Raw genomic sequence first — 22,409 nt, 5'->3', positions numbered from 1 at the left:
TGAAGCTACTGACATAACTTGTCACGGTAAACGCCTAAAGCCTTGGTACATCATTCTAGGAGAGAAAAATGATCGACCACATCGGCATACTCGTTTCGGATTGGTCCCGTTCGAAGGCCTTCTACGATGCTGCCTTTGCGCCTTTAGGCATCACCATGCTGGCTGAGGTACCTCTGGAATACACCGGCGGCGTCAAGGTCGGTGGCTATGGCAAGACCAAGCCTGATTTCTGGCTGACCGAACACCCAAATCCTGGCACCGGTCGTCATTATGCGATCACGGCGGAAAATCGCGCCGCAGTGGACGCGTTTTACGCTGCGGCAATGGCGGTTGGTGCGCAGGACAATGGTGCCCCCGGCCCACGCCCCCAGTATCACCAGCACTACTACGGCGCTTTCGTCATCGATCCGGATGGAAACAACATAGAGGCGGTCATTCATGCCCCAGAGTGAGACGTTCAGTGGCGGCTGCCAGTGCGGCGCTGTCCGGTATCGCTTCAATGTGCGCCCTCGTGGCGCACATATCTGCCATTGTCGAATGTGCCAGAAGGCGTTTGGCGGCTTCTATGCGCCCCTTGTTGGCGAACATGTTCGCAACTTCGAAGTCACGCGCGGAACGATCACCCTGTTCCGGTCTTCCGATCTGGTCGAGCGCGGCTTCTGCAATGCCTGCGGTACGCCGCTCAGTTTCAAATACAGTGATGGCGAATGGATGAGTGTTTCCATTGGCTCGCTCGATACGCCGGAAGCCTTCCCTCCCAAAGATCAACACGGCACGGAATCCCGACTGTCCTGGGCCAATCAGCTCGGCCAACTGCCCGATATAGGGCCATACTCTGCCGAGGAGTTGGAGACCGTCGAAGAGATCCGGCTCAGCAACCACCAACACCCTGACCACGACACGGCCGTCTGGCCGCAAGAACAATAAAACTCAGTTAGGCTCAATCATGTCTCGCGAACGCCTCTATCTCTTTGACACCACGCTGCGCGACGGCGCGCAAACGGCTGGCATTGAATTCTCGCTGGAAGACAAGATTGCTATTACCAAGCTGCTCGAACAGCTTGGCGTCGACTACATCGAAGGCGGCTATCCCGGTGCTAATCCCATCGACACCGAGTTCTTCGAAAAACGTCGCACCAGAAACGCCAAATTCACCGCCTTCGGTATGACTAAGCGGGCAGGGCGCTCTGCCTCCAACGATCCCGGCGTGACCGCCATTGTGCAGTCCGCTGCCGACGCGACTTGTTTTGTCGCCAAGGCATGGGACTATCAGGTCGAACTCGCCCTCAGCTCGACCACTGACGAGCATTTGGAAGGCATCACCGATACGGTCCGCACCGCTGCGGCGGCGGGCAAGGAAGTGCTCGTCGATCTCGAACACTTCTTCGATGGCTTTAAAGCCAATCCCACCTATGCCCTCGACTGCGTCAAGACTGCCCTAGCCGCTGGCGCGCGTTGGGTCGTGCTGTGTGACACCAATGGTGGCACCATGCCTTCTGAAATCCGCCAGATCATTGGCAAGGTGCTGGAAATCGCTCCCGGCGACCGTCTCGGCATTCACCCGCACGATGACACGGGCCAAGCGGTGGCGAACGCTCTTGCTGCGATTGAAAGCGGCGTGCGTCAGGTTCAGGGCACACTCAACGGTCTTGGTGAGCGCTGTGGCAACACCAATCTCATCACGCTCATTCCGACGCTTGTTCTAAAACCCTTCTACGCTGACCGTTTTGAAACCGGCGTGACAGCGGACCAGCTTGAGCGTCTCACCCATATTTCCCGCGCCTTTGATGATCGGCTCAATCGCGCCCCTGCGCCGCAAGCGCCCTATGTAGGCAAGGCTGCATTCGCCACGAAGGCCGGTATCCACGCCTCGGCACTGCTCAAAGATTTTTCGACCTATGAGCACGTTCCGCCCGAAAGCATCGGCAATGAGCGCGCCATTATGGTGTCGCAACAGGCCGGTAAGTCGAACCTGCTCACCGCCCTCGCGCGCCATAACATCGTCCTCGAAAAGGACGATCCGCGTCTCGAAAAGCTCCTGGCTGAAGTTAAAGAGCGAGAAGCGCGCGGTTATTCTTACGACGGGGCCGATGCTTCCTTTGCTATTCTTGCCCGACGTATCCTCGGCACGCTGCCCGAATACTTCCAAGTTGAGCATTACCGCGCCATGGTCGAACGCCGCCCTAATGCTCAGGGAGATGAAGTGGTCACCGAGGCGGTGGTGAAGATTGTCGTTGGTGGCGAGCGCTTGATGTCCGTGGCCGAGGGCAACGGCCCTGTTAATGCGTTAGACGTGGCACTGCGTAAGGACCTCGGCATTTATTCTTCGCGGATCGAAGACCTCGAACTCGCTGATTTTAAGGTGCGTATCCTTGACGGCGGCACGAGCGCGGTCACTCGTGTACTGGTCGAAAGCCGCGACGGCACCGGCGAGCGCTGGTCTACAATCGGAGTCTCCGCCAATATCATTGATGCAAGCTTTGAAGCTCTGTATGAATCGATCACATTCAAGCTGCTGAAAACTGAAGCGCATCAGTCGCAAACAGTCTAAAGCCTCATAATAACTATCGGGCTTAACTATTCTCCGGGAGGGCAAACTGGCCGACACTGCTCCGAAAAGACCACTTGCTCTGACGATCGGAGCGGCGGCGGTCACACTTCTTGTCATCCTCGGCGTGCTCGTTGGCCCGTCGTTTGTTAGCTGCTTCAATAGCCCTGTAGGCTTGGGCCAGTGCCTGCACGGCAAAATGGCCGATGCTGGACTTGTGCCCGCTCAGCCTGCGCCTGTTGTCGCTGAAGTTCCTGCTGAAGCGCCTGCTGAGCAGGTTGCGCCAGTTGTGGCTGAAGCAACACCGGAAGCGGTTTCGAGCGAGCCAGTGCTCGACGTTACCCCGCCTGCCGAAGCCGCACCGGCAATCGACGTTGACGGCGTTGTAGCTGCCACCTTCTCCCTGCTGCGTGCAGAGCCCGATGGTTCTGTTGTTATCGCGGGTAGCGGTCAGCCGGGCGCTGACATTCAGCTCTTTGCTAATGGCGACCTTCTGGGTGAAACCGAAGTTGAGCCGAGCGGCGACTGGGTCTTCGTTCCTGAGCAGCCGCTCGCGACGGGCGGCCTTGAAATCACGCTGGGCCAGAATGGTGAGCCAAGCTCGACCGATCAGGCCTTCATCGTTGTCATCAACGAAGACAAGACCACGCAGCCGCTCGTCGTTGCCAGCGCGCCTGGAAAAATCAGCGAAGTGTTGCAGGGCTTGGTCGCGTCCAACGCTGCGGCCGGAACAGCCGACGCTGACGCATCCGATGATACAGCCGTAGAGGTGGCTATGGCCCCCGCAGCGGCAGTTGCTACACCCGAAGCACCTGTTGCGCCAAGCGAAGCAGTACCTGCAGTCACCGAAACTGCGGAACCGTCGGTTGACGTGGCAGACGCACCGGTAGCCGTTGCTCAGGCCGAACCCGCGCCAACGGAACCTTCTGCTACAACTTCAGAGCCTGTCGTTGCGCAAGAGCCAGTTGCGACGACGGAACCGGCAGCTGTGCCCGTAGAGCCCGCAACGCCATCGACCGAGACTGTCGTTGCAGAACCTGCGGCACCGGTCGCGCCAGAAACTGTTGAGGCTCCCGCGCCAACGGAGGCTGTTCCTGCTCCTGCCGTCGTCGCTGCTGTCATCCCGCCAACGATTGACGCAATCGAACTCGAAGGCACGCGCAGCTTCTTTGCTGGTGCGGGCACCAACGATGCCACGATCCGCCTCTATGTCGACGATGGCTTTATTGCTGACACCACCATCGCAGATGGCCGCTGGTTGATTGAGGGCGAGTCGGTGCTAAAGCCTGGCAACCAGCGCGTCCGCATTGATATGCTCAAGTCTGGAACCTCCGAGGTCATCAGCCGCGCTGAGGTGGACTTCGTCCTCGACGTGCCAGTCGAACCGGAAACCGTCGTGGCGGAAGCGCCTGCCGCTGCAACAGCTCCAGAGCCAACACCTGCGCCTGCTGAAGCACCTGCGGCCCAGACCGAACCGGCAACGCCGGCGGCACCTGCACAGCCAGTTGAAACCCCAGCTGTTGAACAGCCTGTTGCGGTCGCTGAGGCGCCTGCAGCGGCTCCAGAAGCTGCAGTACCAACCATGGTCGCAGTTTCCCTGGGTGATCCGAACGCGCAGCGTTTTGCCTCGGGCAAGGCGATCATTCGCCGTGGTGATAATCTCTGGACCATCGCGCGTCGCGTTTATGGCGAAGGTTTGAAGTACACCACGATCTACGAAGCCAATACTGGCCAGATCCGCGATCCGGACCGCATCTATCCTGGGCAGGTCTTCAGCCTGCCTGAAGCGGCTAACTAATCTTATAGGAAAACGAAACGGCGCCTGCGGGCGCCGTTTTTACGCCTATTGCAATTACGGACACAAAGGGCCATGTTCCATCGCAATTCACCGATCAAGCAAAGCCCCATGCGCGACGACGATATTGCCAACATGATGCGAGCCCTAGGCCACCCTGTGCGCCTAGAGATTTTGCGTATTATGGCCTCCCAACAACAAGGCGAGTGTTGCTGCGGCGACGTAACCGATAGCCTCACTCTGGCCCAGTCCACGGTGTCCCAGCACATTAAAGTGCTTCTGGATGTTGGACTGATCGAGCGTCGACCACACGGCACGCGCAATCGCTATTGCATCCGCCATGACACTTTGGCTGAGCTAAACTCAGCTTTTGGCGGACTTCTGCAGGGGCTCTTGCCTCTAACCGCAACCAAGGAAGCGGAACCAGCCTAATGGTGCCTCCCACTGCCGAAAAGAAGCCGTCCGTTAACGCGGACGAAGGTTCCGTATTTTCTACGGTCAAGAACCTGTGGCCCTATATGTGGCCTGCAGATCGTCCTGATCTGAAAACACGGGTCATGCTCGCTATTGGCGCACTTTTGCTCAGCAAGGTCGCCACCACACTCATCCCATTCGCCTACAAGGGTGTCATCGACAGTCTCGATGGTGCGCAGCCCGACAACCAGCTGATCTTGGGTCTGGCCGTACCGATCGCCTTGGTGATCGCCTATGTGCTCGGCAACGTCATCGATGCTGGTTTCCAGCAGCTGCGTGACGTTCTGTTTGCCAGCGTCGGCCAGAATGCTGTGCGCAAGCTGGCGCTACAGACCTTCCACCACATGCACAAGCTGTCGCTGCGGTTCCATCTGCAGCGCCGTACCGGTGGTCTTTCCCGTGTTATCGAGCGTGGCACCAAGGGCATCGAAGCCGTTGTGCGCTTTGCCATGCTCAACATCGCCCCGACGATTGTTGAATTCATCATTGTTGGCGTGATTTTCGTCTGGCTCTTCGGCATCAGCTACCTTGGCGTGCTGGTGGTGATGATCTGGGCCTATCTCTATTTCACCATCAAGGCGTCGAACTGGCGTATCGCGATCCGTCGCGACATGAACGACAGCGACACCGATGCCAATGGTAAGGCGATCGACAGCCTTCTCAATTTTGAAACGGTGAAGTACTTCGCCAATGAGAAGATGGAAGCGGCGCGCTTTGATAAAGCCATGGCGCGCTATGAGCGCTCTGCGGTTCGTATCTGGACCTCGCTCGGCTTCCTGAACTTCGGTCAGGCGCTGATCTTCTATAGCGGCTTCCTGATCATCTCGATCATGTCGATCCGTGGCGTCATGGACGGCACGCTCACCCTCGGTGATTTCGTTCTGCTCAACACCTTCCTGATGCAGATCTATCGTCCGCTGAACTTCATTGGCTTTGTTTATCGCGAGCTCCGTCAGGGCCTCACCGATATCGAAGAAATGTTCAAGCTCTTGGATCAGGACCCTGAAATTCAGGACAAGCCGACGGCCAAGCCGCTGACCGTCACAGGGCCGGTTATTCGCTTTGAAGACGTTACCTTCCACTACGATCCTGACCGCGCCATCCTAAAGGGCGTAAGCTTCGAAGTACCGGCAGGCAAAACGGTTGCTATCGTTGGGCCAACCGGCGCGGGCAAGTCGACCATCTCGCGTCTTCTGTTCCGCTTCTATGATGTCACGGGCGGCCGCATCACCATTGACGGTCAAGACCTCCGTGATGTCACGCAGGAGAGCCTGCGCTCGGCCATCGGCATGGTTCCGCAGGATACCGTGCTGTTCAACGACACCATCGGCTACAACATTCAATATGGTCGTCCGGGAGCCTCCATCGAGGAGGTCAAGGAAGCGGCGCGCATGGCGCAGGTTGGCGATTTCATCACCCGTCTTCCCAAGGGGTATGAAACCCCCGTTGGCGAGCGTGGCCTAAAGCTGTCGGGTGGTGAAAAGCAACGTGTTGCGATCGCGCGCACGATCCTCAAATCGCCCTCGATCCTGATCCTTGACGAGGCCACATCTGCCCTCGACACCAAAACCGAACGCGACATTCAGCAGGCGCTGGACGAAGTTTCGCGCAACCGCACCACAGTCGTTATTGCCCACCGTCTTTCTACGGTCGTCAACGCTGACGAAATTCTGGTCTTGCGTGATGGTCTCGTTGCTGAGCGCGGTAATCACACGTCGCTCTTGGCTCAGGATGGCCTCTACGCACAGATGTGGAGCCGCCAGCGCGAAGCGACCGAAGCTGAAGAAAAGCTGGCGCAGACCAAGGACGATCCCGACGGTTTTGTCACCCGTGGCACACCTGCCGGGCAGTAGTCATCGTCTAACGCCAATGTACCCGACGGGGCCGTAAGCTTGCTTATGGCCCCGTTTCTTTTGTGCTGAGCCGACTAACTCGGCTCGAGCTCGTTCAGCGTCGTGACCATTTTCAGTGCCGCGCGCTGCGCCAGCTCTTCGCTATTGGCCGCGACAAAGAACGGATTGAGGTAATTGCTCTCTGCCTTTTTATAGGCGAGCGGGAGGCCATCGAGGGTTAGAACAACGCCTCCAGCGGCTTCCAGAACCGCTTGGCCTGCCGCTGTATCCCACTCATTGGTCGGCGTGAAACGCGGATAAAGTTGCGCATCTCCGCGAGCCAAAAGACAGAACTTGAGTGACGAGCCCACCGACACATCTTCTTCGATAGCGAAGTGCGCGCAAAGCTTTTCTAGGGCCACATGCCCATGCGAGCGACTGGCCACCACACGCATGATGTCGGAGGACTGCACTTGCAGCGGCACGATATTGGTGACCTCCCCATCGACAACCACAGCGCTCCAAGCGCCATTTCTGTCGCCAACGAACAGCTCCCCGCTGACGGGGGCGAGAACGACGCCCATGACGGGCTTTACGCCCTCGACGAGCGCAATATTGACCGTGAACTCGCCATTGCGCTTGATGAACTCCTTCGTCCCGTCGAGCGGGTCCACGACGAAGAACTTCTCACCCAGCTCGGGGATGTAGCCTGCGGCTGCGCTTTCCTCAGCGAGAACGGGAATGCCCGTTGTGTTGAGGTGCTCCAAAATGACCGCTTCAGCTGCGCCATCCGCCTCTGTCACGGGCGATCCATCGCTCTTGCTGACCACGGCGATAGGCCGATGGTAAACTTCGCAGATCACCTTAGCGGCGTCGATGGACGCGCGGATGGCAAGCGCGGTGATGGGATTAGTCGAGAGGGGAAGCATGGCAGACCAGCATATTGCGATCTGTCACGCTTACTCCGTGCCTTGCGCGCTGACAATTCGCGCCAAGGGTATGGTTTTGTTTCGTTCGCTGCTAACGCAGCAAACTCTGCCCCCCGTCGATCCAGATCGGCGACCCGGTAATATGCTTTGATGCATCCGAGGCGAGGAAAACCACAAGCTCAGCGACCTCTTCGGCCTTGCCTGGCTTGCCGCCAGTCATAGGGATGTCGCCATCTGGAAACGTGGCGCGAACGCCAGCGATATCGGCCCCGCGCTGATCGGTATTGTCGTCAATCTCGCTTTCAATTGCCCCCGGACATATCGCATTGACGCGGATTTTGTCTTTGCCCAGCTCCAAAGCCAATTGCTGGGCAAGGGCGAGCTGCCCAGCCTTCGTCACCGAATAGGCAGACGCGCCGGCGGAGGTAAATGTCCGCGTGCCATTGATCGACGATATGATGACGATTGAGCCGCCCGTTTTGCGCATGTGAGGCACAGCGTAGTGGAGGGTGAGATAGGTGCCCTTGAGGTTCACCGAAATGGTCTCATTCCACTCGTCAGGCTTGAGATCGTCAATGGGTGCCCAAACGCCATTGATGCCTGCATTGGCCACGATGATGTCGAGCCCACCGAAGGCTTTCACGGTTTGTGCGACAGCGGCCTTCATGGCTCCATCGTCAGTGGTATCGGCCGCGATGCTCAGCGCTTTGCCGCCCCGTGCTTCTATTTCGGCGGCCGTGGCGTCAATTTCCTTGGCCGTACGACTGAGCACCACAACGCGCGCGCCCGCTGCGGCAAGCGCCAGCGCAGCGGCTTTCCCGATCCCCGAACCAGCGCCTGTCACAAGCGCTGTTTTCCCCGTTAGTTGACCCATAAAAAATCTCCTGCATTAGTCGCCCAACGCAGGAGAAAGCTGTTTGGTTGTCAGACTTAGCCCGTTTTGCCCTTAGTGGCCGTGATCGGCCTCGATAATGGCCTGGGTCAGACTGCCAGTTGCCGGATAAAGCGGGATCAGGCAGGCTTGCAGCGCGTGATAAATATCGGGCTTGCCCACGAACAGGCGCGAGGTTGGCGTCAGGTCTTCCTTAAGCTCGCTCAACCAGCCGCCGCGCGCATGATCGATCAGATGGGCGTCGGCAAAGTCCCAGAGCTGGCGATACCAGTGCTGGAAATAGTCGTCGCTGTCATGAGCGCCAATGAACGCCGCTGCCCCAATGGCCTCCGCCACCGGCCACCACAGCTTTTCGCGCATGATGGGCTGGTTGTCCCAGTCCAGCGTATAGAAGAACCCGCCGTGGGACTTATCCCAGCCCAGTGTGACGGCCTGCTGGAACAGTCCGCGTGCCGCATCCGTCATCCACGCGTGTTTCTTCTCGCCGAGAGTGTAGAGCTGATAGAGCAAGCGCGACCACTCAAGCGCATGGCCCGGCGTCGTGCCCGAAGGGCGGAACATCTCCGAGCCTTTGAATTCCTTGTCGAGCGACCAGTCTGAATGGAAGTGCTCAGCAACGCGATGATCAAGCGCGGTTGCGTTCTTGCGGATAATCAACTCGGCAATGCGCTGTGCCTTATTGAGATACTCCGCATCACCTGTCGCCTCAAACGCGGCCATCAGCGCTTCTGTCAGGTGCATGTTTGAGTTCTGCCCGCGATAGGCGGTGATTTCAGACCAATCATTGCCGAACTCTTCGCGCACGGCACCAATGCTCTCGTCCCAGAACTTGGTGTTGATCACCTCGGTGACATCCGCGATCACCTGATCGGCGAGTGGGTGTCCAACGAGCTTTGCGCTTGCTCCGGCCAAGAGCACAAACGCATGGCCATAGGCCTGCTTGGTGTCGTCCTGATAGCCGTCGTCATTGAGCGACCAGACATAGCCACCGTTCTTGGTGTCGCGATGCTTGTTCCAGAGATAGTTCATGCCGTGGTCAACGATCGCGGCGGACCCAGGGCGGCCCAGCAGGCTTCCAATCACCGCGCAGTGAATCATGCGGCAGGTGACATGGATTTGACGGGTGGCATTGTCGGGTTGAACCGGCGTGCCGTCATCGTTGAGCTCAAAGAACCCACCCTTGGGATTGACCGATGTCGCCTCGAAGAAATCAAAAAGCTGATTGGCCTGAGCCGTCAGATACTGACGGTGAAACGGGCGATCCTGCCAAGCGCCAGCATTGGTTTTGGGCAGGTGAATAGGTGCGTCTGTCAATGCAATCTCCTCCGGGGCTTGCATGGTTCTATCCAAGCCCCAGAGTCGATGCAATTTGCTTGATGTATGGAAGTGCGATTAGCTTTTGGCGTACCAAGCCTCAACGCGGAGCACTTCCTCGGCGGAGCCCAGAATAACCGGAATACGCTGGTGAATGCTTGTCGGCTGGACGCTCAAAAGCGATTGGGTGCCGGTCGAGGCGCGTCCGCCAGCGCCTTCCGCCAGCCATGCCATGGGGTTTGCTTCATAGAGCAGCCGCAAACGGCCGCCCTTGCTCACAGTTTCACTGTCGAGTGGGTAAAGGAAAATGCCGCCACGCATGAGAATGCGATGCATGTCCGCCACCATCGAACCGACCCAACGCATGTTGTAGCGCTTGCCGGCGGGGCCGGTTTCTCCGGCAATGCTCTCGCGCACATAGCCGGCGGTTGCCGCATCCCAAAAGCGCTCGCGCGCCGTATTGATGGCAAATTCACCTGTGGCCTCGGGGATCTTTGCCTCGGCAATGATCTCGATCCATTCGCCCGAAGTGTCGAGCGCAAAGCCAGAGGTTCTGCCCTTGATGCGCAAAACCATCGTGGTGGCGTGGCCATAGGCAATATAGCCTGCAGCGACCTGCGCTGTGCCCTTCTGGAGTGGTCCGCCGAGCGTCGGAAGGACGGAAAAGATCGTCCCAACGGTAACGTTCACGTCGAGGTTGGATGACCCATCAAGGGGGTCTGTGGCGACGATAAACGGTGCATCGACCGACAGCTCTACGGCATCATCCATTTCCTCAGAGACGAGCAGCGAAACCTTGGGATTGTCCCGAAGATGCGCCAGCACAATGTCATTGGAGATAATGTCGAGTGCCTTCTGCGCCTCGCCCTGCACATTGGTCGCCCCTGCCAGTCCGGTATCTCCGGTAATCGGCGCCATCCGCAAAGTCGCGGCGATGTCCGCTCCGGCTGAAGCCATGGAGGCGATTACGCTCGCCAATGCTGTGTCAGGTGTTTCTAGGGCGAGCCATTGCGCGAGAGTCGTCATAGGGTGTCCTCGATTTGCTGAAACCGACATTGGGGAATGCGGCCTGGCATACAAGCGCGACTTTGGGATGAGGCCCTTGACGACCCCATCCCGTTTGTCAGCTTGCCGTTACGCTTCTTGAGCGAGGTCAGCGAGTAGCCCCGCTGCGACGCTGAGTTTTGAAACACTCAGCGCGCTCTCGCGGAGGCGAGAAATCGCTTGGCTCGCCTTCGACATACTGTCACCGCGCAGCGCGAGCAGCGTTTCAAACGAACCAGCAGCGAGTGCATCTGTTGTCAGATCGCGCAGCGCCCGCATCAGATTTGCCTGCGCCCGATCCAGCGCCATGCGCTCAAACGGATCGCTAAGCTCAATCGCCTTGCCCTCGGCCATAAGGCCAAAAAGCTCAAACTGCCCAGCGACACTGAAATAGGCCTTCGCCGCCTTCGTGATGCTTGTGTTTGAGCGGTTCGCCACCAGCGCAATATCGGTTGCGTGGGCCATAATCGGCAGCTCCGCTATCCGCTGGGCTAGCTCTGATGGCACTCCATTCTGCGTTAATGCCGATACTTGCGCGTTGAGGTCGTCGCGCTGGCTGCTGGTCAAAAGGTGCCCCTCAGCAAGAAGCGTTTCGACGCCTTGGCGATAGGTTTCGACGATTGACGCAAAATCACCCGACAGCTCCGTGTTACGGATGAACCAGAGTGTTTCGCGCCGCAACAAATCGCGGATCTGATCATTAAGGGTGAGCTGCACCGCGCTCGACACACGACCATCAAGCCCGTCGATTGCCGCGATCAAAGCCTCCAAGCCAAAACTGTCGCGGACGGCAATATAGGCCAATGCGGCGTCAGCTGCAGTGGCACTGGTCGCAGCACTCAAGTCTGAAACAAAACTTGGGCCGCCGAAGTTGATCATCTCATTGGCGAGAACCGTCGCCACAACTTCACGCTTCAGCTGATGATTTTCCACCGCTTCGCCAAACCGCTCATTGAGCGCGGTCGGGAAATAACGGTTTAGTTCTTTGGCCAGGTAAGCATGGTCTGGGGCAGGGCCGTCAATCAAATGATCGAACAGCGAAAGCTTGGCATAGGCCAAAAGCACCGCCAGCTCTGGCCGCGTCAGCCCTTTTCCGTCGCGCGCCCGCGCATCGAGCGCCTCGTCACTGGGTAAAAACTCAACGAGACGGTTGAGCCGCCCCTCCGCTTCAAGAAACGCAATGAGCCCTCGGTGGGCCGCAAGTTCGCCAATCCCTGCTTGCTCCGATTGGGTCAGCGCCAGCGTCTGTCGATAATTGTTGTCGAGACACAGCTGCGCCACCTCATCGGTCATGCTGGCTAGAAATTGCACCCGGCTTTCCGCGTCCAACGCACCTTGCGCAACAACGGGCGACAGCGCGATCTTGATATTCACCTCAAGGTCAGACGAGTTCACACCAGCGGAATTGTCGATAGCGTCGGTGTTGATCCGCCCGCCGCCCATCGCAAATGCAATGCGGCCCAACTGCGTCACGCCTAGGTTTGCCCCTTCGCCCACCACCTTGGCTCGGACCGTTTCGGCCGCAACGCGAATGCCATCATTGGCGCGGTCGCCGACCTGTGCGTCATCTTCACTGGCCGCCTTCATGTAGGTGCCAATGCCGCCAAACCAAAGCAGGTCCACCGGTGCTCGCAGGATCGCGCGCATAACTTCGGCAGGCGTCGCTTCGGCCTTGAGCAGTCCAAGCCGCTCCTGCATCGCCGGGCTCAGCGGGATCGTTTTAGCCGCGCGTGAATAAACGCCACCGCCATCGGAAACGAGGCCCTTGTCGTAGTCCTGCCAACTGGAGCGGGGCAGGGCAAAGAGCCGCTTGCGTTCGGCAAAGCTTGTGACTTCGTCTGGGTTTGGGTCGAGGAAAATGTCACGGTGGTCAAAAGCGGCGACCAGGCGAATATGCTCGCTCAGCATCATGCCATTGCCAAAAACGTCCCCACTCATGTCGCCAACACCAGCCACGATGAAGGGCTCAGACTGCGTGTCATGCCCCATTTCGCGGAAGTGACGTTTCACAGCTTCCCAACCGCCGCGCGCTGTAATCGCCATTTTCTTGTGGTCGTAGCCGGCCGAGCCGCCTGAGGCGAAAGCATCGCCGAGCCAGAAGCCACGCGATATCGCGATAGAGTTGGCCAAGTCCGAAAAGCTGGCCGTCCCCTTATCCGCTGCAACCACGAGATAGGGATCATCACCATCGCGTCGCACCAGACTTTGCGGTGGCACCACCGCGCCCTTGATCAGATTGTCGGTCACATCCAACAGCGAGCCGATGAAGATCTTGTAGCTCTCGGTTCCCTCTTTCAGGAAATCCTCGCGCGCCATCCCCGCCGTCAGATGTTTAGGCACAAAGCCGCCCTTGGCCCCGACGGGTACAATCACCGCATTCTTGACCTGCTGGGCTTTGACTAGACCTAGCACTTCAGTCCGATAGTCCTCAGGACGATCCGACCAGCGGAGGCCGCCGCGCGCAATCGCGCCAAACCGCATGTGAATGCCCTCAACGCGCGGCGAATACACAGAGATTTCGCGATAGGGTTTCGGTTCAGTCAGCCCCTCAATCTTGGCGCTCTCAAACTTGATCGCCAGCGCCGGGCGGTCCGCCTGATAGGCATTGGTGCGCAGCGACGCTTCCATAAGGTTTTGGAACCGCGCGAGGATCGTGTCTTCGTCGAGCGAACTTGTCTGGCCGCGCAGGATCGACAAACGGCTCCGTGCGTCTTCGGCAGCACGAGTCGGGTCGCTCTGCGATGGATCGTGAAGCGCCGCAAACAGGTCGATCAAGGCACAGGCGGCCTCTCTCTGGGTCACCAGTACCTGCGCGATGTAGCGCTGTGAGAACGGCGTTCCGACCTGTCGCAAATAGCGCGAAAAGGCGCGCAGCAGCGCCACTTGCGACCAGGTGAGGGGAGTGGTGGTGATCAGCGTATTGAGTTGGTCGCTTTCAGCATCCTTGTGCCAAACAGCTAAAATCCCCGCTTCGATGTCCCGCGCCACCTGCGCAATGTCCGAGCGCGCATCGTCTCCCACTTCCAGCAGCATATCGTGCAAATATCGCACTTCGCCGTCGCGTGGGGTGATGGTGTAGCTGCGCTCATCAATCACGCGGAAGCCAAAGTGCTCCAGCATCGGCACACGATCGCTCAGCGGGATAGGCTGACCCTTTTTGTAGAACTTCAACCCCAGCGAACCATCGTTCTCGGCCCGTGTCCGCAGCCGTACCGCTATGTCCTCGCCCAGCCGGTTGAACACGCCGATATCCTCAAGCGCATCCTCTACGCTCGAGCGGCTCTGATAGGCGGTGGTGAACGCATTGCGCCAATCGCTGATATGCGCCGGGTCGCTCGCAGCGTCGGCCAGACGATCGCCGAAATTATGCGTCAGCGCCTCGATAGCGTGTTCCAAACGCTGTCTCTCGGGGCGCGGCGTCGGGCCACCATTGCGCCCGATAATCACATGCAGCCTGACGAGCTCGTTTTCGAGGAAATGCGGATAAAATGCCGAGACGCGCCCGTCGTATTCCTGCGCTAGGAATTGCGTGATCTGTGATCGCAAATCGCCGTCATAGAGATCGCGGGGCACATAGACCAAGATCGACACGAAATTATCAAACCGATCCGCCCGCGGTAACACGCGCACCCGTGGTCGGTCGTAGAGCGCAGCGATAGCTTCCGCGAACTCGGTGAGTTGCTCGGTCGAAACCTGAAACAATTCATCGCGTGGGTAGCTATTGAGCGCGCTGAGCAGCATCCGCCCCGCGTGAGCTAGCGGATCAACCGCTGAGCGCTGCATAACCTCGGCGATTTTTTGCCGGATAATCGGAACGTCCGTATGCGCCGCTGATTGCGCCTGCGCAGTATAGAGCCCGACAACGCGCAGCTCCCCGATTGGCTCACCGCTCGGCCCATAGCGCTTGATGCCGATGTAATCGAGATGCGCACGCCGATGAATGCGGCTGCGCAAATTGGCTTTCGTCACAAGGATCGGCTCGTCGCTTTTCGCAAAGCCAACCAGCTCCGGCGTCGAGTGGACATAGTCCGCCCCGCTGCGCACCACCTTAAAATTAGGCTCGTGGAAAAGGCCAAGACCAGGGCCATCGGCCTCAATCAACTCATCGCCCACAAGGCGGAAGTCTTTCACGCCCACAAAGATGAAATTGTAATGCGTCAGCCACTCGACAAACGCCTTTGCCTCAGCGGCCCCTGCCATTGTCTCAGGTATGGCCTGCGTTGCAGCACGCACCGCAGACAACATCGGCGATAGGTCGGTCACGGCGCTATGCACATCGCGCAGGGTTTGCGCAATCTCTTCGATCAATGCAGATTGATCAGCCACCGGATCAGTCTGGATATGCAAAACGCTTACTTGCCGCTCGGCCGCGCTTTGCGGGCGGACAATAGGATGGGCAAACAGGCGCACATTCCCGCCCCCGCTGCGCACTGCCGCTAACACGCTATCGACGATATAGGGCATGTCTGGAGAGATAATATCGAGCACCAGGGGCGCACCTGCGCCTGCTGGTGGGGTGACCCACAATTTCAGCTTGGTGGTGTCGATCTCTTGGAGACGCTGGTAAGTGTTCCGCAGGTCTGCCAGCAATACTGCGCTGTCTGCGCGCTCAAGATCGCTAGCGTCTATCGTCCTGAGTGCTGATTTGAGGAAGTCATTTTCACCGCTGTCGTCTGAATTAAACTGCTGAGATGTTTCTAGAATCCGTGAAATGACTTCGTCATTCATGCCGCTTGCTCCCTGACTCGCGTGCCAAGAGTAGGCCGGAAACGGACGATATGTCTCCATCGTCTGTTTCAAACGCCCATTATGCTACGGCACTTGTTTCATCAGAATGTCACATTGGGGCAAACTGTTTCTCAATTCGGCCTGAGAACGAATTGTTAAACGCTTGTTAATGCCGACCAGAGTGGTAGTGTTAGGGGGTAAAGTTCGGAGGCCCTCATGCGCCAACTCCAACGCTATGTCTCTTACGCAGCCCTCGCGGGCGCGCTGATCCTAGGCATCGTGGTCACGACCCACGCCGGTCCATTCTTCTGATCTCTAATGTAGGGTCTGCTGCGGCAGCGCTGCGAAATCTCGAGTATCGATCTCTGGCCCTTGCCAGAAGACGATGTAGAGCAGATCGCGCCCATCCTCGTCGGTGATTTCGATACAGCGCGGCACGCCGAGCTGTTCATGATCGCCTGCAATTCTCTCGATGATAGCTCGCCCCATCTCAGCAGCATTCTGCTCTGCGGCGTCGAGATTACTGTGTTCGCTGCCCACGTCATCGCGGAACAACTCGTCGTCTATGCGAAGGTTGAAATAAAAACGCGGCACGCTCGATCTCCAATCACCCAAAGATAACGCGACAGAGGGCAAAACCGTTGCCACTCCTGTGTTACCCGCTGTTTTTGGGCAGGGCATAGTTACGATTATGCCAAAGCAATGGTGTCGCTTTTGTGTTGGTTTCTGCCTCGATCAACGCTCCGGCAAACAGCACATGCGTTCCCGTTTCCATTGAACCGATCACTTCGCAATCCACTGTCATAGCCGCGCCCAAGAGTTTGGGATGGCCCGAGTGCCAGCGTGTCCAGCGCCCCACATCGAAGCGCCGCTCTGGTGCAAGCTTGCCGGCGAAAGCGTCTGCAATATCGCTTTGATCATCTCTGAGCAGCGCCAGAGAAAAACCGCCTGTTTTGGCAATCACATCCGCCAACCGGCTAACAATATCGATGGAAATCAAAATGGATGGAGGCTGCGCCGAAAGCGACATCACCGAGGTGACCGTACGCCCAACCATTTCATCGCCCCGTCTCGCCGTAACCACATGCACACTGGAGGCGAGGGTCGCCATAGCCTGCCGAAACTCTGCTTCGCCGACCGTAGAATTGCGTAACGGACGCATCCGCATGGTGTCGGGCAAATCGAATTCAGCAATCATCGGCGGGGACGGTCGTTTCGTGGTCAAAATGTCTACGCGGCTCGCGTTCGGTAAAGCGTTTGGCAGGTGATGCTCTGATGCCCATCGGCGGTCCGTTAGGCAGCAGATCAACGCTGCTCCGAGGTTTCAGATGTTACTCGCTTGCATACGGAGCTCAGAAACGGTATTTCCAAGTCATGCCTTTGAAAACCGTGCAGCAAGATAAGTCAAGCTCTGATCGTCAAGACGCTCAGTGGTCGCCCCGCAGCCCGTCGGAGCGTCTGTTGATGGTCCTGAAAATGCACGGCGAGCTGTCGTCTGCCGATGTTGGCGATAAGCTCGGAATCACCGGAGAGGCTGCTCGCCAGCAGCTTTTGCGCCTAGCGGCGGACGGTCTGGTCGAAGCGTGCCCGGTCCCCTCCAAAGCGGGCCGCCCGACCCAGATTTGGTCACTCACACCGGCGGCACAGTCCCATTTCCCGGATACGCACGCCGCACTGACCGTTCAAATCCTCGACATCGTGCGCGCCACCCTCGGTGAAGCCGCCTTGGACCAGATCGTCGCGCAACGCGAGGCCGATACGCTCAAGCTCTATTCTGCCGCCACCGCAGACCTCACCGCGCTCACCGATCGCGTCGACGCCTTGGCGCAGGCCCGCAGCACCGAAGGCTATATGAGTTCTTGGTCGCAGGCCGAAGACGGATCGATCCTGCTCATCGAGAACCATTGCCCAATTTGCGCTGCCGCGACGTCCTGCCAAGGCTTTTGCCGATCAGAACTATCGGTGTTCCAATCGGTATTGGGCGACGATGTTGCCGTTGAGCGGCTCGAGCACGTTGTCTCCGGTGGTCGTCGTTGCTCCTACTCCATTAGGCCCATTTCATCATGACCCAATCAGACCGCCCCGTTGGCACGCGCCTGCACCGCATAGGCTGGGATACGCCCGATGGCCTCAGCGAAGAGCTGATCCGCGCTGTCGTGGATGAGTTCTATGCCCGGGCGCGCAGGGATGATGTCGTTGGCCCGGTGTTCAATTCCAAAATCGCCGCTGACGAATGGCCTCACCATCTCAGTAAAATCGCCGACTTCTGGAGTTCCATGCTGCTCGGCTCCGGGCGCTACGATGGTCGCCCCATGCCCAAACATATGGGCATCCCCGAACTGTCGGACGCCCATTTCATGCGCTGGCTCCGTCTGTTCCGCGAAACCGTAACCGAGCTGTGTCCGCCCGATATCGCGGCCGTGTTCATTGAGCGCTCTGAGCGTATTGGCAATTCCTTCCGCATGAATATCTTCATGCGTCGCGGCGATGACATCACGCGTCTCGCCCCACTGCCACGAGAAGCCTCGCCTGTCTGGCGGCCAGAAGACTAAGGCACAAAACCCTCTTTCGGATCGCCCCCATATGCGCCACACATAGCTGGGTGGACACAAGGGAGAGCGAGCATGAGTTTTCGAGCACTGCTGACGAGCAAGACTGATGAGGCTGGCCTCGTCTCCCAACTTGTCACCCTCGACGACGCGCAACTGCCGCCCGGTGATGTCGTCGTCGACATTGATTTCGCCGGTTTCAATTACAAAGATGGCCTTTGCCTGCTCGGTAGAGGCGGTCTCGTTCGCAGCTTCCCGCACATCGCCGGCATAGATTTTTCGGGCATTGTTCGCGATAGCAAGGACGAGCGCTATGCTCCCGGAGACGCCGTTGTGCTCACCGGCTGGAGGGTGGGCGAGCTCCATTGGGGCGGCTTCTCCCAACTTGCGCGCGTCAACGCCGATTGGCTCGTGCCCCTTCATACCAAGCTCGATACCCGTGCCGCCATGGTGCTCGGTACTGCCGGGCTTACGGCCATGCTGGCCATCAATCGTCTTGAGGGGCATGGCCTGACCCGAGCTTCTGGCGATGTTTTGGTGACAGGCGCTGCCGGGGGCGTCGGCTCTATCGCGGTCGGCCTTCTGTCCAATTTGGGTTATGCCGTCACCGCACTCTCAGGTCGCGCTGAACACACGCCAATGCTGAAAGCGCTTGGCGCGAAGAGCATCATCAGCCGAGACGATTTTCTGGCAGAGCCCGACAAACCACTCGAAACCGCCCGCTGGGCAGGCGTTGTCGACTGTGTGGGTGGCAATATCTTGGGTAAGGTCTTGCGTCAGCTTGCTTATGATGGCTCTGTCGCAAGCCTGGGCAATGCTGCGGGCCTTGAGCTGAACACCAATGTGCTGCCCTTCCTGCTGCGCGGCGCAAACATCCTCGGCATCGATAGTGTCATGCAGCCCTATGAGGCGCGGATGGCCGCCTGGGGGCGCTTGGGGGATATCTTTGATCAAGCCCAATACGCCAGCAATGTCGAAGAGATAGGCCTCGCGGTATTGCCGGAAAAGGCGCGGCAAATCCTTGCCGGAAAAACCCACGGCAAGCTGGTCGTCAATCCATCGCTCTAGGACCCATTCTCGCGCGCAAAAGTGCCGGGTCTTGCAATTGCATCCGATTTGTCGCCACAACTATCTGGATCGAAGAGGTCGCCCCGTTTGCGGATTACGGCCGGGGAGGGAGGATGACAGGACGCTGACAGACTCTGCGCCGTAAGCTGAGGGACGGACGAAAAACGTTCGCTATTGTTCTAGGGAGGAACCATGAACAAGCTATTTTTAGCAGCGCTGGTCACCAGCGCTATGGCCGTACCCGCATTCGCCGCTGACTATTCTATCATCGCTCCGGCCGCGCCGGGCGGTGGTTGGGACCAGACGGCCCGTACCATGCAAGAAGCACTCGTTGCTGATGGTATCTCGGCTAACGTGCAGGTTACCAACGTACCGGGCGCAGGCGGCACCATTGGTCTTGCCCAGTTCGCCACGCAGGAATCTGGCAATGCCAATGCCCTGATCGTCGGCGGCTATGTGATGGTTGGCGCCATCCTCACCAACGCATCGCCCGTTACGCTTGCTGATGTGACCCCAATTGCGCGCCTCACTGGTGAAGCCGTTGGTATCGTCGTTCCAGGCGCGTCCGACATTCAGGACATGGACGGCCTCGTCGCTAAGCTCAAGGAAAACCCAGGCGGCGTGTCTTGGGCTGGTGGTTCTGCTGGTGGCGCTGACCACATCACTGCAGGTCTCATCGCCAAGGCCGTTGGCGTTGATCCGACCCAAGTAAACTACATTGCCTATTCCGGCGGTGGCGAAGCGCTCGCTGCTATCCTCGGCAATCAGGTGACTGTTGGCGTTTCCGGTATCAGCGAATTTGCGTCGCAAATCGCAACCGGCGATCTCCGCCTCCTGGCCGTGTCGACCGACACCCGCGTTCCAGGCTTTGATGCGCCAACCCTTCAGGAAGCCGGCGTTGATACCGCTGTTCAGAACTGGCGCATGGTTGCAGCTGCACCCGGCATCACCGATGAGCAGAAGGCTACTATCACTGCCGACATCAAGAAGATGGCCGAATCCGCAACATGGAAGGCCGCCCTTGAAAGCCGCGGTTGGGTCGACACCTATCTCGATGGCGATGCTTTCACCGCTCAGCTCGAAGCAGATATTTCTGCCACCGAAGCCATTCTGAAAGACATTGGCCTCGTCCAATGATCAACGGCTCACCACAGCCGACGCGTCGCCCCGATGGGGCGGCGCTTATTATCGGCGTCATCCTCGCCATCATTTCTGCTGTGATCTTCTGGCAAACCAGCCAGATGCGCATACCGCCCATTCAGCAAAAAATGGGTCCGCACGTATTCCCCTATGTCATCGCGACCGGGTTGGCGCTTCTCTCCGTGGGGACATTTATCTCCGCTGCACGAAATGGTTTCCCAGAACGCAGTAAAGACGACATCGGGCCGATCCTTTGGGTGGTTGGCGGTCTCGTCGCACAGATACTCCTGCTCTCAACGGCTGGTTTCTCGATCGCTACAGGTCTTCTTTTTGCCTTTACGGCAAAAGCATTCGGCCGCGGTCCGCTTTGGCAAACCATCCCTATCGGCATCGTTTTTGCCTTTGTCGTCTGGTTCATCTTCGCCAAGGGGCTGCAACTCTCGCTTCCCATGGGCGTGCTTGAGCGGTTTCTAACCACGGGGAGTTTCGTCTGATGAACACATTCGAACTTCTCGCCCAAGGCCTTATGGCCGCGATGCAGGTGCAAAACCTGATCTACGCGCTCATCGGCGTAACCCTCGGCACGGCCGTTGGTGTTCTGCCCGGCATCGGCCCGGCGCTCACCGTCGCGCTGCTTTTGCCCGTCACCTACAAGCTTGATCCAGCAGGTTCGCTGATCATGTTTGCGGGCATTTACTATGGCGGCATGTATGGCGGCTCCACCACTTCCATCCTGCTCAATACCCCCGGCGAGAGTGCGTCCATCGTCACCGCGCTGGAAGGGAACAAAATGGCACGCAAGGGCAGGGGTGGTCCTGCTCTCGCCACGGCCGCGATTGGCTCGTTCGTCGCCGGTCTCTTGGCAACCCTTGGCTTAGCCTTCATCGCCCCATTCGTCGTAAAATTCGCGCTCGCCTTTGGCCCTGCCGACTATTTCGCACTCATGGTTCTGGCCTTCGTCACCGTCTCGGCCGCCTTTGGCGATAGTGCGCTGCGCGGACTAACCGCGCTGTTCATTGGTCTCGGCCTGGGCCTGATTGGCATCGATCTTCAATCGGGTCAGACCCGTCTCGCCTTTGGTGTCATGGATTTGCTCGACGGCATCGAGGTCACCACCCTCGCGGTTGCGCTCTTTGCAATCGGGGAAACTCTCAAAACCGCATCGGATCGCGATCAGGTCAACGCTCAGGTGATGGCCGTCAAAGGCTCTGTGTGGATGACCATTGAGGATTGGAAACGCTCGTGGATGCCGTGGTTGCGCGGTACGGCCATCGGTTTTCCAATCGGGGCCATGCCTGCGGGTGGCGCGGACGTCGCGAGCTTCCTCTCCTACAGCACCGAAAAGTCCTTTGCCAAAAAGCCGGAAGAGTTCGGCCATGGCGCCATCGAAGGTGTTGCCGGCCCGGAAGCTGCCAACAATGCCTCCGCCGCGGGCACGCTCGTACCGCTGCTGACGCTCGGCCTGCCGACCACAGCAACCGCTGCGATTATGTTGGCGGGCTTCCAGCAGTTCGGTCTGCAGCCGGGCCCGCTACTCTTCACCAACAACTCCAGCCTCGTCTGGGCGTTGATTGCTTCGCTTCTGGTCGCCAACTTCATGCTGCTGGTTCTCAACCTGCCGCTGATTGGTCTCTGGGTGAAGCTGCTCACCGTGCCAAAGCCGTGGCTCTACGGCGGCATTCTAGTGTTCGCGACACTGGGCACACTCGGTGCCAATGGCGCTATGTCCATGGGTATTGGCCCAGTTCGCATCTCGTTCGAGCTGGTACTGCTCTTGGTCTTTGGCGTCTTGGGTTACATCCTGCGCCGCTTTGGCTATCCAATCGCGCCTGTGGTGGTCGGGCTTATTCTCGGCCCGATGGCAGAGCAGCAATTGCGCCGGGCGCTGGCGATCAGCCAGGGCGACATTGGCTATCTCTTCGCCTCGCCAATCGCCATCGTGCTCTATGTGGCGGCCTTTATCGCGGTGGCGGTGCCGATGTACTTCCGCCTCAAAGGCAAGGGGCAAGTGCTCGGCAGCCTCGCCAGCGACGAAGACTAAAAACAAAAGCCCGGCTGAGTGATCAGCCGGGCTTAATTCTTCTGCGAGGAAAGGC

The 22,409-nt window shown here is 58.5% G+C and carries 19 protein-coding genes; 12 read left to right on the top strand and 7 right to left on the bottom strand.

Going from position 1 to position 22,409, the window contains the following annotated elements:
- Positions 1-68 precede the first annotated feature (68 nt).
- The 6 genes from JHL21_RS07015 to JHL21_RS06990 all read left to right on the top strand — a co-directional run bounded on the left by JHL21_RS07015 (position 69) and on the right by JHL21_RS06990 (position 6,670).
- On the top strand, positions 69-452 hold the full coding sequence (locus JHL21_RS07015; protein WP_200212689.1) for a VOC family protein: 384 nt from the start codon (positions 69-71) through the stop codon (positions 450-452).
- Positions 439-927: a GFA family protein gene (locus JHL21_RS07010; protein WP_200212688.1), complete on the top strand. Its 489-nt coding sequence runs from the start codon at positions 439-441 to the stop codon at positions 925-927. Before JHL21_RS07015 ends, JHL21_RS07010 begins: the two co-directional genes overlap by 14 nt.
- Before the next feature lie 19 nt (positions 928-946).
- The gene (gene cimA / locus JHL21_RS07005) at positions 947-2,551 is read left to right on the top strand and encodes a citramalate synthase (protein WP_200212687.1); all 1,605 of its coding nucleotides are present in this window, start codon (positions 947-949) and stop codon (positions 2,549-2,551) included.
- A gap of 196 nt (positions 2,552-2,747) precedes the next feature.
- Positions 2,748-4,346, top strand: a complete 1,599-nt coding sequence (locus tag JHL21_RS17680) for a LysM peptidoglycan-binding domain-containing protein (protein ID WP_200212686.1) — start codon at positions 2,748-2,750, stop codon at positions 4,344-4,346.
- A 72-nt stretch (positions 4,347-4,418) separates the two neighbouring features.
- Complete coding sequence (locus tag JHL21_RS06995; protein WP_169194717.1) at positions 4,419-4,775, top strand: helix-turn-helix transcriptional regulator; 357 nt, start codon at positions 4,419-4,421, stop codon at positions 4,773-4,775.
- Positions 4,775-6,670, top strand: coding sequence for an ABC transporter ATP-binding protein/permease (locus JHL21_RS06990; RefSeq protein WP_200212684.1), 1,896 nt, complete (start codon positions 4,775-4,777; stop codon positions 6,668-6,670). Before JHL21_RS06995 ends, JHL21_RS06990 begins: the two co-directional genes overlap by 1 nt.
- Before the next feature lie 74 nt (positions 6,671-6,744).
- On the opposite strand, the gene cysQ is transcribed toward JHL21_RS06990, so the two are convergent.
- From cysQ to JHL21_RS06955, 7 genes are all read right to left on the bottom strand, one after another.
- Positions 6,745-7,578, bottom strand: a complete 834-nt coding sequence (gene cysQ / locus JHL21_RS06985; protein WP_200212683.1) for a 3'(2'),5'-bisphosphate nucleotidase CysQ — start codon at positions 7,576-7,578, stop codon at positions 6,745-6,747.
- Positions 7,579-7,669: 91 nt separating this feature from the next.
- On the bottom strand, positions 7,670-8,452 hold the full coding sequence (locus tag JHL21_RS06980) for an SDR family NAD(P)-dependent oxidoreductase (protein ID WP_200212682.1): 783 nt from the start codon (positions 8,450-8,452) through the stop codon (positions 7,670-7,672).
- 72 nt (positions 8,453-8,524) lie between these two features.
- Entirely contained in the window at positions 8,525-9,784 is a 1,260-nt protein-coding gene (locus JHL21_RS06975) for an AGE family epimerase/isomerase (RefSeq protein WP_254081963.1), read from the bottom strand.
- Between the two features lie 78 nt (positions 9,785-9,862).
- Complete coding sequence (locus JHL21_RS06970; protein WP_200212680.1) at positions 9,863-10,810, bottom strand: class 1 fructose-bisphosphatase; 948 nt, start codon at positions 10,808-10,810, stop codon at positions 9,863-9,865.
- A gap of 108 nt (positions 10,811-10,918) precedes the next feature.
- The gene (locus JHL21_RS06965; RefSeq protein WP_200212679.1) at positions 10,919-15,556 is read right to left on the bottom strand and encodes an NAD-glutamate dehydrogenase; all 4,638 of its coding nucleotides are present in this window, start codon (positions 15,554-15,556) and stop codon (positions 10,919-10,921) included.
- A 315-nt stretch (positions 15,557-15,871) separates the two neighbouring features.
- Positions 15,872-16,150, bottom strand: a complete 279-nt coding sequence (locus JHL21_RS06960) for a hypothetical protein (RefSeq protein ID WP_169194724.1) — start codon at positions 16,148-16,150, stop codon at positions 15,872-15,874.
- A 61-nt stretch (positions 16,151-16,211) separates the two neighbouring features.
- Positions 16,212-16,781, bottom strand: a complete 570-nt coding sequence (locus tag JHL21_RS06955; protein WP_210338865.1) for a flavin reductase family protein — start codon at positions 16,779-16,781, stop codon at positions 16,212-16,214.
- A 239-nt stretch (positions 16,782-17,020) separates the two neighbouring features.
- On the opposite strand from JHL21_RS06955, the gene JHL21_RS06950 reads away from it, so the two are divergent.
- The 6 genes from JHL21_RS06950 to JHL21_RS06925 all read left to right on the top strand — a co-directional run bounded on the left by JHL21_RS06950 (position 17,021) and on the right by JHL21_RS06925 (position 22,354).
- A complete protein-coding gene (locus JHL21_RS06950) occupies positions 17,021-17,623 on the top strand; it encodes a metalloregulator ArsR/SmtB family transcription factor (protein WP_200212676.1) in 603 nt (200 codons plus the stop codon).
- Entirely contained in the window at positions 17,620-18,108 is a 489-nt protein-coding gene (locus JHL21_RS06945) for a group III truncated hemoglobin (RefSeq protein ID WP_199531723.1), read from the top strand. Before JHL21_RS06950 ends, JHL21_RS06945 begins: the two co-directional genes overlap by 4 nt.
- A gap of 72 nt (positions 18,109-18,180) precedes the next feature.
- Positions 18,181-19,173: an acryloyl-CoA reductase gene (locus JHL21_RS06940; protein ID WP_200212675.1), complete on the top strand. Its 993-nt coding sequence runs from the start codon at positions 18,181-18,183 to the stop codon at positions 19,171-19,173.
- A 192-nt stretch (positions 19,174-19,365) separates the two neighbouring features.
- Positions 19,366-20,310 (top strand): tripartite tricarboxylate transporter substrate binding protein, encoded by a 945-nt coding sequence (locus JHL21_RS06935; RefSeq protein ID WP_200212674.1) that lies wholly within the window; start codon positions 19,366-19,368, stop codon positions 20,308-20,310.
- On the top strand, positions 20,307-20,807 hold the full coding sequence (locus tag JHL21_RS06930) for a tripartite tricarboxylate transporter TctB family protein (protein WP_169194730.1): 501 nt from the start codon (positions 20,307-20,309) through the stop codon (positions 20,805-20,807). The genes JHL21_RS06935 and JHL21_RS06930 overlap by 4 nt, the downstream gene beginning before the upstream one ends.
- On the top strand, positions 20,807-22,354 hold the full coding sequence (locus tag JHL21_RS06925) for a tripartite tricarboxylate transporter permease (RefSeq protein WP_182395099.1): 1,548 nt from the start codon (positions 20,807-20,809) through the stop codon (positions 22,352-22,354). The genes JHL21_RS06930 and JHL21_RS06925 overlap by 1 nt, the downstream gene beginning before the upstream one ends.
- Positions 22,355-22,409 lie beyond the last annotated feature (55 nt).

Origin of the sequence: Devosia sp. WQ 349K1 (assembly GCF_016595685.1) — a bacterium.
GTDB lineage: Bacteria > Pseudomonadota > Alphaproteobacteria > Rhizobiales > Devosiaceae > Devosia.
This window is presented reverse-complemented; position numbering and strand designations above follow the sequence as displayed.

What these genes read in the sequence shown, in the direction of transcription:
- JHL21_RS06980 (WP_200212682.1), bottom strand. Translation starts at nt 8,452, where the DNA reads ATGGGTCAACTAACGGGGAAAACAGCGCTTGTGACAGGCGCTGGTTCG.
- JHL21_RS06925 (WP_182395099.1), top strand. Translation starts at nt 20,807, where the DNA reads ATGAACACATTCGAACTTCTCGCCCAAGGCCTTATGGCCGCGATGCAG.
- cysQ (WP_200212683.1), bottom strand. Translation starts at nt 7,578, where the DNA reads ATGCTTCCCCTCTCGACTAATCCCATCACCGCGCTTGCCATCCGCGCG.
- JHL21_RS07015 (WP_200212689.1), top strand. Translation starts at nt 69, where the DNA reads ATGATCGACCACATCGGCATACTCGTTTCGGATTGGTCCCGTTCGAAG.
- JHL21_RS06945 (WP_199531723.1), top strand. Translation starts at nt 17,620, where the DNA reads ATGACCCAATCAGACCGCCCCGTTGGCACGCGCCTGCACCGCATAGGC.
- JHL21_RS06930 (WP_169194730.1), top strand. Translation starts at nt 20,307, where the DNA reads ATGATCAACGGCTCACCACAGCCGACGCGTCGCCCCGATGGGGCGGCG.
- JHL21_RS06935 (WP_200212674.1), top strand. Translation starts at nt 19,366, where the DNA reads ATGAACAAGCTATTTTTAGCAGCGCTGGTCACCAGCGCTATGGCCGTA.
- JHL21_RS06950 (WP_200212676.1), top strand. Translation starts at nt 17,021, where the DNA reads ATGGTCCTGAAAATGCACGGCGAGCTGTCGTCTGCCGATGTTGGCGAT.
- JHL21_RS06995 (WP_169194717.1), top strand. Translation starts at nt 4,419, where the DNA reads ATGTTCCATCGCAATTCACCGATCAAGCAAAGCCCCATGCGCGACGAC.
- JHL21_RS17680 (WP_200212686.1), top strand. Translation starts at nt 2,748, where the DNA reads ATGGCCGATGCTGGACTTGTGCCCGCTCAGCCTGCGCCTGTTGTCGCT.
- JHL21_RS07010 (WP_200212688.1), top strand. Translation starts at nt 439, where the DNA reads ATGCCCCAGAGTGAGACGTTCAGTGGCGGCTGCCAGTGCGGCGCTGTC.
- JHL21_RS06965 (WP_200212679.1), bottom strand. Translation starts at nt 15,556, where the DNA reads ATGAATGACGAAGTCATTTCACGGATTCTAGAAACATCTCAGCAGTTT.
- JHL21_RS06940 (WP_200212675.1), top strand. Translation starts at nt 18,181, where the DNA reads ATGAGTTTTCGAGCACTGCTGACGAGCAAGACTGATGAGGCTGGCCTC.
- JHL21_RS06990 (WP_200212684.1), top strand. Translation starts at nt 4,775, where the DNA reads ATGGTGCCTCCCACTGCCGAAAAGAAGCCGTCCGTTAACGCGGACGAA.
- JHL21_RS06970 (WP_200212680.1), bottom strand. Translation starts at nt 10,810, where the DNA reads ATGACGACTCTCGCGCAATGGCTCGCCCTAGAAACACCTGACACAGCA.
- cimA (WP_200212687.1), top strand. Translation starts at nt 947, where the DNA reads ATGTCTCGCGAACGCCTCTATCTCTTTGACACCACGCTGCGCGACGGC.